At 63.3% G+C, this 10035-nt stretch carries 11 protein-coding genes; 6 read left to right on the top strand and 5 right to left on the bottom strand.

What is annotated here, in order from left to right; translation table 11 throughout:
* The first annotated feature begins 103 nt into the window (after positions 1-103).
* From ACW4TB_RS15600 to ACW4TB_RS15610, 3 genes are all read left to right on the top strand, one after another.
* A complete protein-coding gene (locus tag ACW4TB_RS15600; protein WP_279928302.1) occupies positions 104-913 on the top strand; it encodes a cytochrome C assembly family protein in 810 nt (269 codons plus the stop codon).
* A 9-nt stretch (positions 914-922) separates the two neighbouring features.
* The gene (locus ACW4TB_RS15605; RefSeq protein WP_254466348.1) at positions 923-2128 is read left to right on the top strand and encodes a transporter associated domain-containing protein; all 1206 of its coding nucleotides are present in this window, start codon (positions 923-925) and stop codon (positions 2126-2128) included.
* A gap of 279 nt (positions 2129-2407) precedes the next feature.
* On the top strand, positions 2408-3709 hold the full coding sequence (locus ACW4TB_RS15610) for an MFS transporter (protein ID WP_046784372.1): 1302 nt from the start codon (positions 2408-2410) through the stop codon (positions 3707-3709).
* 70 nt (positions 3710-3779) lie between these two features.
* Here the strand turns inward: ACW4TB_RS15610 and purT are convergent, their stop codons facing one another.
* From purT to ACW4TB_RS15635, 5 genes are all read right to left on the bottom strand, one after another.
* Positions 3780-4961, bottom strand: a complete 1182-nt coding sequence (gene purT, locus ACW4TB_RS15615) for a formate-dependent phosphoribosylglycinamide formyltransferase (protein ID WP_012315976.1) — start codon at positions 4959-4961, stop codon at positions 3780-3782.
* A gap of 76 nt (positions 4962-5037) precedes the next feature.
* Positions 5038-5505 (bottom strand): VUT family protein, encoded by a 468-nt coding sequence (locus ACW4TB_RS15620; protein WP_012315977.1) that lies wholly within the window; start codon positions 5503-5505, stop codon positions 5038-5040.
* Between the two features lie 59 nt (positions 5506-5564).
* Positions 5565-5765: a DUF1289 domain-containing protein gene (locus ACW4TB_RS15625; protein ID WP_012315978.1), complete on the bottom strand. Its 201-nt coding sequence runs from the start codon at positions 5763-5765 to the stop codon at positions 5565-5567.
* On the bottom strand, positions 5758-6282 hold the full coding sequence (locus ACW4TB_RS15630; RefSeq protein ID WP_012315979.1) for a gamma carbonic anhydrase family protein: 525 nt from the start codon (positions 6280-6282) through the stop codon (positions 5758-5760). The genes ACW4TB_RS15625 and ACW4TB_RS15630 overlap by 8 nt, the downstream gene beginning before the upstream one ends.
* A 41-nt stretch (positions 6283-6323) precedes the next feature.
* Positions 6324-7133: a CoA pyrophosphatase gene (locus ACW4TB_RS15635; protein WP_455843010.1), complete on the bottom strand. Its 810-nt coding sequence runs from the start codon at positions 7131-7133 to the stop codon at positions 6324-6326.
* Here ACW4TB_RS15635 and ACW4TB_RS15640 point away from each other — a divergent pair.
* From ACW4TB_RS15640 to ACW4TB_RS15650, 3 genes are all read left to right on the top strand, one after another.
* Positions 7050-7601 (top strand): NUDIX hydrolase, encoded by a 552-nt coding sequence (locus ACW4TB_RS15640; RefSeq protein WP_012315981.1) that lies wholly within the window; start codon positions 7050-7052, stop codon positions 7599-7601. The genes ACW4TB_RS15635 and ACW4TB_RS15640 overlap by 84 nt on opposite strands.
* 18 nt (positions 7602-7619) lie before the next feature.
* Positions 7620-8174: a L,D-transpeptidase family protein gene (locus ACW4TB_RS15645; protein WP_012315982.1), complete on the top strand. Its 555-nt coding sequence runs from the start codon at positions 7620-7622 to the stop codon at positions 8172-8174.
* 208 nt (positions 8175-8382) lie between these two features.
* Positions 8383-10014, top strand: coding sequence for a ShlB/FhaC/HecB family hemolysin secretion/activation protein (locus ACW4TB_RS15650; RefSeq protein WP_455843011.1), 1632 nt, complete (start codon positions 8383-8385; stop codon positions 10012-10014).
* Positions 10015-10035: the final 21 nt, after the last annotated feature.

Below are 10035 nucleotides of genomic sequence, written 5' to 3' on the forward strand. Positions count from 1 at the left end.
CTGCCTTCGCTTGCAGCTTGCAGCCGGAAGCTTGCAGCTCACTAGCCCCCCCAGCGCGATCTATGCCAAACTCCGTCTCTTTAAGGCTTGCCCACCAGGACTTATGGTCTCCTCACCCAGCCTCATCCCCAACCTGATCGCCGCCGGCCTATATATAGCAGCGACCGTTTATCAGGGTTCGCGCCTGGCCCAGTCGAGCAAAGCCGACAAACGGCTGCTCGGCCTGCTCGGCGCCCTCGCCGTGATCGCCCAGAGCGGCGCGCTTTTCTTTCAGCTGATCACTCCGCTGGGCCTGAGCCTGGACTTCTTCAGCGCCGCCAGCCTGATCGCCGTGGCGGTGATCACCCTGACCCTGCTGGCCTGCCTGCGCATACCGGTGGAAAACCTGCTGGTACTGCTGTTCCCGCTCGGCGCCATCACGGCCCTGCTGGCCCAGTTCGCCCCACCCGGCACCGTTCCGCTGATCGATGAAGAGGCGGGGATCCTCGCTCATATCCTGCTATCGATCCTGGCCTATGGGCTGTTCACCATTGCGGTGTTCCAGTCACTGCTCCTGCTGTTGCAGGACCACCAGCTGAAAAACAAGCACCCTTCCGGCCTGATCCGCAACTTCCCACCGTTGCAGACCATGGAAAGCCTGCTGTTCGGCTTCCTTTGGGCGGGCTGGTGCCTGTTGTCGCTGTCGCTGATCTCTGGCTGGCTGTTCCTGGACAACCTGTTTGCCCAGCACCTGGTACACAAAACCCTGCTGGCCTGCGTGGCCTGGATCGTCTTCAGCGTACTGCTGTGGGGCCGCACCCGGCTGGGCTGGCGTGGCCACAAGGCGATCCGCTGGACACTGGCCGGTTTCTGCCTGCTGATGCTGGCCTATTTCGGCAGCAAGCTGGTCCGCGAATTCATCCTGCATATCTGACGGTCGCCCATGGACACCCTGCCGTACGCTCCGCTACTCGGCACTTTGGCACTGGCGCTGCTCTGGTCGGCGCTTTTCACCGCGGTGGATGCCGCCCGCCTGCAACTCAACGGCTCGTTGCGCCCCGGCGATGACGGGCAAGCGGTACTGCCAGCCCAGGCCCTGGTGCTGTGCGCCAGCCTGGGCAAGCTTCTGGTATTGGGCCTGGCCTGCCTGATCGGCCAACGCCTCAACGGCGAGCACGGTTTCTGGCTGGCCGGCCTGGCCGGCACCTCTGGCTTGCTGGTGTTCGCCGAATACCTGCCGCGGCGCCTGGCTCGGCGCAACCCGCTGGCCTTCATCAGCCTGGGCGCCAGCCTGCTGAAGCTCCCACTGGCGCTGGTGCAACCCTTGGCTTGCCTGCTGGACGGCTGCGCCAAGCTGATGTTGCGGCCGTTTCGCGTACCGCCCACCGCAGTGGCCCTGCACCCGCAGGCAGATGATGACTTTACCGAGGATGAAGACCAAGACATGCCGCGCCACGGCCTGCTCAATGGCCTGCACTCGCTGGACAAGGTCACCGTCAACGACATTCTGGTGCCGCGCAACGAGGTCGATGGCATCAACCTCGATGAGCCGATCGAGCGCATCATCGAGCAGCTGATCCTCAGCCGCCACACGCGCCTGCCGGTCTACCACAACGACATCAACCAGGTAGAAGCCATCCTCAATACCAAGCTGATCAGCCACCTGCTGCCCAAGGCCGAGCTGACGGTGGAGAAGCTCCACAGTGCCTGCTACGAGCCTTACTTCGTCCCCGAAAGCACCCCGCTGCAATTGCAGCTGCTGAACTTCCACAAGCAGCAGCGCCGCTTGGGCGTGGTGGTGGACGAATACGGTGAGGTACTGGGTATCGTCACGCTGGAGGACATTCTCGAAGAGATCGTCGGCGAGTTCGAGGAAGAGCACAGCCTCGACAACCCCCATGTACACCCACAGCCCGATGGCACCTTCGTCATCGAGGGCGCCGCTTCACTGCGTGAGATCAACCGCACCCTCGGCTGGCACCTGCCCAGCGACGGCGGGCCGAAAACCCTGAACGGGTTGGTCACAGAGGCCCTGGAAAGCATCCCGGAAAGCGCTGTTTGCCTGAAGATCGGCCGCTATCGCCTGGAAATCCTCGAAACAGAAGATAATTGCGCCAGCAAGGTACTGGTCTGGACCGTGACCCGCTAGCTATACTCGGGTCACGCTTACCCAGCCCTGCCGTCCCGCCCGCTACCCGCACCCGGCGCCACACGGCCAGTGCGCTCCACTGACGCGCCCTGCGGCCCTGCTTCATCACCCCGAACAGTGCCCGCTCCCGCCCCTATCCCTCTTGGGCTATCGTCAGTCGGGCGAACAAAAGAACAATACGCTCCGGCGTCCGCGAACCGTACTTGCCCTTTGCTGGCCAGTGCATACCTTTGCGGGCCAAGCCCATGGAGCACGACCAGACTGTTAGGGACCTACTTAATGACAACCAGCAGCACTTATGCCCAAGCGCCTGCCGCGCCGGTCAACTCGCCCGCGCGGGTGGCCACCGCCAGCTTCATCGGCACGGCCATCGAGTTCTACGATTTCTACGTTTATGCCACTGCCGCCGCGCTGGTGATCGGCCCGGTGTTCTTCCCGTCCGGGTCGGGCACCGCGCAGATGCTGGCGGCCTTCCTTACCTTCGGCATCGCCTTCCTTGCCCGCCCGCTGGGCTCAGCGCTGTTCGGTCACTTCGGTGACCGCATCGGGCGCAAGTCGACGCTGGTTGCCTCGCTGCTGCTGATGGGGGTGTCGACCACGCTAATCGGTGTACTGCCAGGCTACGACAGCATCGGCGTGTGGGCACCGATCATTCTTTGCCTGCTGCGCTTCGGCCAAGGCCTTGGCCTGGGCGGTGAATGGGGTGGCGCAGCGTTGCTGGCCACCGAGAACGCGCCGGCGGGCAAGCGCGCCTGGTTCGGGATGTTCCCGCAGCTAGGCCCTTCGATCGGCTTCCTGGCGGCCAACGGCCTGTTCCTGACCCTGGCCCTGCTGCTCAGCGACGAGCAGTTCCGTGAGTGGGGCTGGCGCATTCCGTTCCTGCTCAGTGCCGCGCTGGTACTGGTAGGCCTCTACGTACGCCTGAAGCTTGAGGAAAGTCCGGTGTTCGCGAAGGCCGTGGCCCGCCACGAGCGGGTGAAAATGCCGGTGGTCGACCTGTTCAGCAAGTACTGGCTGCCGACCCTGCTGGGCGCCGCCGCCATGGTGGTGTGCTATGCGCTGTTCTACATCTCGACAGTGTTCTCGCTGAGCTACGGCGTCACAACGTTGGGCTATAGCCGCGAAACCTTCCTTGGCCTGCTGTGCTTCGCCGTGGTCTTCATGGCCCTGGCCACGCCGCTGTCGGCCTGGCTCAGCGACCGTTACGGGCGCAAGCCGGTGCTGATCGTCGGCGGCCTGCTGGCGGTGGCCTCGGGCTTCACCATGGAGCCTTTGCTGACCTCCGGCTCGACTACTGGCGTAGCGTTGTTCCTGGCCATCGAGCTGTTTTTGATGGGCGTGACCTTCGCACCGATGGGCGCGTTGCTGCCAGAGCTGTTCCCTACTCACGTGCGTTATACCGGCGCGTCTGCGGCGTATAACCTGGGCGGTATCGTGGGGGCTTCGGCGGCGCCGTTCTTTGCCCAGAAACTGGTGAGCATGGGCGGCTTGAGCTGGGTGGGTGGGTATGTGTCGGTGGCGGCGGTGATCAGCCTGATTGCTGTGCTGTGCCTGAAAGAGACCCGCAATACAGAGCTGTGATCTTTGAGCTGCAAGCTTCAAGCTGCAAGAAAAGGCATCCCCTAGCAGCTTGTAGCTTGCAGCTTGCAGCTTAGAACTCGACCTTGACCGCCTGCGCTGCACGGGTCGCCTTGGCCCGCGCCGCTTCGATCGACTCATCACGTGCCAGGCACACACCCATGCGGCGCTGGCCGTTGATTTCCGGCTTGCCGAACAAGCGGATCGCGGTATCCGGCTCGCTCAACGCTGCGCCGAGGTTGGCGAAGCTGGTCTGCTGCGACTGGCCTTCAGGCAGGATCACCGCCGAAGCGGACGGGCCGAACTGGCGCACAACCGGGATCGGCAGGCCCAGAATGGCACGGGCATGCAGCGCGAACTGCGAGAGGTCCTGGGAAATCAGCGTGACCAAGCCGGTATCGTGCGGGCGCGGCGAGACTTCGCTGAACCACACCTGATCGCCCTTGACGAACAACTCGACGCCGAACAAACCACGGCCGCCCAGTGCATCGGTGACCGCCTTCGCCACACGCTGCGACTCGGCCAAGGCTTTCGGGCTCATCGCCTGAGGCTGCCACGACTCTTGGTAGTCGCCCTTCTCCTGGCGGTGACCGACCGGCTCCAGATACGTGGTACCACCAACATGGCGCACGGTCAGCAAGGTGATCTCGTAGTCGAAATCGATGAAGCCTTCGATGATCACCCGGCCCTTACCGGCGCGGCCACCCTCCTGGGCGTAGTCCCACGACTTCTGCAGGTCGGCATCGCTGCGCAGCAGGCTCTGGCCCTTGCCGGACGAGCTCATCACCGGTTTGACCACGCACGGGTAACCGACATCGGCCACGGCCTTGGCATAGTCTTCAAAGGTATCGGCGAAGTGGTAAGGCGAGGTCGGCAGGTCCAGCTCTTCGGCCGCCAGGCGGCGAATGCCCTCGCGGTTCATGGTCAGCTGCGTGGCGCGGGCGGTCGGCACGACATTGAAACCTTCGTTCTCCAGCTCGACCAGCGTAGCGGTGGCGATGGCTTCGATTTCGGGGACGATGTAATGCGGTTTTTCAGCCTCGATCACCGCGCGCAGGGCGACACCATCGAGCATGTTGACCACGTGGCTGCGGTGCGCGACCTGCATGGCCGGCGCATTGGCGTAGCGGTCCACGGCGATCACTTCGACGCCCAGGCGCTGCAGCTCGATCACCACTTCCTTGCCCAGCTCGCCACAGCCGCAGAGCAGTACACGGGTCGCGGTAGGCGACAATGGGGTTCCGATACGGGTCATTTCAGGTCCTCGAAGGCGTCCGGGGCCGCGCCAGTCTTAGCGCCGCCCGCTGAAAAAGGACCCGTATTCTACACCATCAGCCGGCGACGGCAGCCCGCCGCGCACGAAATGCCATGGCCAGCCACACCGCAGTCACGCCAGCGAACTTGGAGGCCATCGCGGTGCCGATCACGGCCGGTGTCAGGGCACCGATCATGCCGAAGAAAATGAAGGTGTCCACCGGAATGCTCAATGCCGAGCTCAACCACAAGCGGTCACGCAAGGGGCGCCGGGTGATGCTGAACACCAGCCAGTCGATCAGCTCGGAAACGAAGAACGCAGTGGCACTGGCCAGGGCAATGGCCGGCTCGGAAGTGACATACGACAGCACCAGGGCCATCAGCATGGCGATCAGCGCGCCATGGCCGTAGCGGGTCTGCACCATGTCACGCAGGATGAACACCAGCCCGCCCCAGGCAGACCAGATCACGTCCAGATGCGGGGCGCTGGAAAAGGCAAAGTTGATCAGTACAACGCTGCTGATGTATGCGATTAGAAAGAACATGGGCAGTGACCGTCCGGCAAGCGGCACAGATTACCTGATTTTCAAGTCAACCGCAGCGCTTACAAGATCAATCCGGCCGCCACTGCCCGCTCATGGCACAGCTTAAGCACCGCCCGGCGTTCGGTATTGTCCATCCGCCCCCAACGACCGATCTCCGCTACAGTGCGCTGGCACCCGGTGCAGACATCCTGCTCGTCCAGCGCGCAGATGCTCACGCAGGGCGAAGCGACCGGGCGCTCGGTCGCGATCAACTCACTCATCGTCCACCACCAGGTCCCGCGCATAACGCTGGGCGTTGTGAACATAGTGCGCGGCGCTGGCCTCGAGCATGCGCTTCTGCTGCTCGGTCAGCTCTCGCACCACTTTGCCGGGCGAACCCATTACAAGCGAACCATCGGGGATTTCCTTGCCTTCGGGGATCAGTGCATTGGCGCCGATGATGCAGTGTTTGCCGATACGCGCACCGTTGAGGATCACCGCATTGATGCCGACCAGGCTGTAATCGCCAACCGTGCAACCGTGCAGCATGGCGTTGTGGCCAATGGTCACGCCCTTGCCCAAGGTCAGTGGCGAACCCATGTCGGTATGCATCACGGTACCGTCCTGGACGTTGCTGTCCTCGCCGATATCGATCAGCTCGTTGTCGCCGCGCAGCACCGCGCCGAACCACACACTGGCGCGCGCCTGCAGGCGCACTTTGCCAATCAGCATGGCATTGGGTGCGGCCCAACTGGTGGCATGGCTCTCGACCCGCAGGTCGCCCAGGCGGTATTTCATTCTCGCTCCTCAGGTATCAGCGGCGACGGGATGGGCCCCGTTCAGATCTCTATATAACGCTCGGGGGGCTGATGCAGGCTGATGCCTGCGTCGTACAGCAAATTGACCAGCTCGACGATCATGATCGCCGACAGCCCCCAGATCTTGTATTCGCCATAACGATAGCTGGGCACATACCAACTGCGGCCCTGGTAATCGATACGGTGGGTGTGATCGCGCGGGTCCTGGCGGAAAAATTCGAGCGGCACGCTGAATACTGCCGCGATCTCCGCATCATTGGCGCGGTATTCGACGAAATCAGGGATCACCCCGACGAATGGCGTCACTTTCAGCCCGTGCAGGGAAATCAGCGGGCTCAGGGGACCAAGTACTTCCACCAGGCCGGGCGGCAGGCCGATCTCTTCTTCTGCCTCGCGCAGCGCGGTGAATACCAGGTCGGGGTCTTCCGGGTCGCGCCGGCCACCGGGGAAGGCGACTTCGCCGCCGTGGGTGGAAAGGCCCTTGGCACGCAGGGTCAAGACCAGCTCGGGCGCTTCGCTGCGGGTAATGGGCAAAAGGACCGCCGCCTCGGGGAACCGTCGGTCGGTTTCCAGTGAAGCTGGTTGGTGGTTGCTCATTCGGCGAAGTAGCTCGTCCAGCATTGCGCACTCTCGTTTCCAAGGCCTGCCCTGCATGATGCACCAAAGCCGCGAAGCACCCAAGCCCTGTACGCTTGCGGCAGGCATGCCTGGCGCGCCAAGATAGCCTGGGCTCAAGGGAAGAACAGCATGAAATTCTGCAGCGCGTGCGGCCAGCCGGTCATTCAGCGGATCCCCGAAGGCGACAGCCGCCTGCGGTTTGTCTGCAATCATTGCCAGACCATTCACTACCAGAACCCGAACATAGTTGCCGGGGTGCTGCCGGTCTGGGGCAGCCAGGTGCTGCTGTGCCGGCGAGCCATCGAGCCCCGCCGCGGCTTCTGGACCTTACCCGCCGGCTTCATGGAGAACGGCGAAACACTGGACCAGGCCGCTCGCCGTGAAACTGTCGAAGAAGCCTGCGCCCGGGTCGGCCCGATGGCCCTGTACCAGTTGTTCGACCTGCCGCACATCAACCAGGTACATGTGTTCTTCCGCGCCGAACTGGCCGACCTGGACTTCGACATCGGCGTCGAAAGCCTGGAAGTGCGGCTGTTCGACGAACACGAGATTCCGTGGGGCGAGCTGGCTTTCCGGACCGTCACACGCACACTAGAATGCTATTATCGCGACCGCATCGGGCAGCATTACCCCATAGGCCATGAGTACCTGCCACCGATGAACGTTTCGCCCACCACTTAAGCTTGCAGGTACCGCTTCATGCGCTGGTTGTTCGCCCTTTTCTGCCTTTGCGTTACCTCGGTGTCCCAGGCGGCCTTTACCGAGACCATCATTCGCAAGCCACAGCCGCCTTTGCCGGCACAGTCGCAATCGCAGGCAGCCATGCAGCCACTGATCGACAAGGTGCTGGTGATCAAGTCTGAGCGCCGCCTGCAGTTGATCAGCCGTGGCGAACCGCTGAAAACCTACCGTATCTCGCTGGGCAAGCAACCCAAGGGCGCCAAGCAGCGCGAAGGCGACAAAAAAACCCCCGAGGGCCTGTACTGGCTGGACTGGCGCAAGCAAAGCGACCGTTTCAACCTGTCCATGCACATCACCTACCCGAATATCAGCGATGCCGCCCGAGCCACACGCGAGGGCTGGAGTGCCGGCAGTATGATCATGATCCACGGCACCCCGATCAACGACGAGTATCCCGAATGGTATTTCCATACGCTTGACTGGACCGACGGCTGTATCGCCATGCGCAACTCGGACATGCGCGAGGTCTGGGACCTGGTGCCGGACGGAACATTGATCGAGATTCGGCCCTGATAGTCCGGCATTCCAATTGAGGCTGTAGGAACCTTCTCACTTCAATTAAGCATTTGCCCTACTGCCATGTAGGCAGCAGACTGCATCCAATCGACTGGCAGAGTTTTTAGCATCCACGCAAACGAGTACGCAGGCCGTACGCCATTTGCGGGGTTATCCCATGCCAGCCCGATACCGCCACATCGCCAGCAGGCTGCTGGCCTGCTGTATGACGAGTTTGCTGGCTATGCCGCAGGCATTGGCGGACGACCCTGCCAGCCTGCAACTGCGTGAGCAACAGCGAACATTGCGCCAGCTCGAGCAGCAACAGCGGCTGCAGCGCTGGCAGCGCCATCCAGCGGCGCAAAACAGCGACGCCCCCTCGCCGAACCCACCCAGCGACAGCCGCTGCTGGGAGATCACCGGCGTTCGCCTGGCCGGCAACCGACAGCTTTCGGCACAGGCGCTTGAGCCAGCCATCCAGACGCTGATAAAGCCCTGCATGGGCATCGCCGACATCAACCGCGTGCTCAAGGCCATCACCCAGCGCTACGTGCACGGCGGTTATCCGGCCAGCCGCCCCTATCTGCGGCAAGCGCCAGAGCATGACGCGCCGCTGGACATCGTCATCATCGAAGGCTTCGTCGAGTCGATCGAGCTTGCTGCCGAGCTGCCGCTCTCCCTGAACAGCGCATTCCCACACCTGCTGGGCAACCCCCTGTACCTGCCAGACCTTGAGCAGGGGCTGGACCAGCTCAACCGCCTGCGGGCCTACGAGCTCAGTGCCGACCTGTTGCCAGGCGAACTGCAGGGCGGCACCCGGGTACTGCTGCAGCCTCGCCAAGTGGATTCCCGTTGGCACCTGGACAGCCGCTTCGATAACCGGGGCAGCCCGCTGACCGGGCGTAACCGCCTGAACCTCGGCATCGGTGTGGACAGCCCCTCGGGTCTGAACGACGACCTGCGCCTGTCACTTTCGACAACGGTCATCGATGCTCCGGGGCGCAGCCAGGGCGTCACCCTCTACTACAGCATCCCCTACGGCCCATGGACTTTCGCGCTCAATGTCGGCCTGCTGCGCTACAACGCGCCGATTCCGCAGGGGCGGCACGACAGCAACGGCAACAGCAGCTACCAGAGCGTCAGCGCCGAGCGCATGCTCTGGCGCAACCAGCACGGCATGCTCAGCGCCAGCGCCCGGCTGGACCGCAAACAACTGATCAACCGCGCCGGCTCTGCAGTCATTGGCCTGCAGAGCCCCACCCTGACTACCGTGGAGGCCGGGCTCAACCTGCTCTGGCTTGACCACGGCCTGTGGAACGCCTACATCGGCGTCGCCCAAGGCACTCACTGGCTGGGCGCCGAGCAACCCGCTCAGCACGCAGCTGCGCCGCAGCCCGACTTTCGAAAATACCGCGCCAGCCTGCTGCACCTACGCCAGGGGCCAGCGAACTGGCCGTGGCGCTGGCAAAGCGAACTCGGCCTGCAGTACAGCACCAATGTCTTGCCGGCCGTCGAGCAAATGTTGTTGAGCGACGATTCGGCGGTGCGTGGCTTTCGCCTGCGTACCTACAGTGGCGCCAGCGCCGCCGCCTGGCGCAATACCTTCAGCCAACCGCTGCCACTGCCCTGGACCACACCGGTTACGGTGCGCCCCTACCTGGGCCTGGACCTGGGCTGGGAACGGCTGGCGCAAGGCGCTTCGCCGCGCCGGCTGGCAGGAGCCACGGCGGGTATCGAAGTGAACCTGCCGCACAGCCGCCTGCGCCTGGACTATCAGCGCGCCCTCTATGCCAGCGACCTGCAGCGCCCGATGCTCGAACCCGGATTCTGGGTACTTGAGTGGGCCCTGAACATCTGATTCACCCACAACAAAGAGAAC

This window comes from Lelliottia jeotgali, from assembly GCF_977070485.1.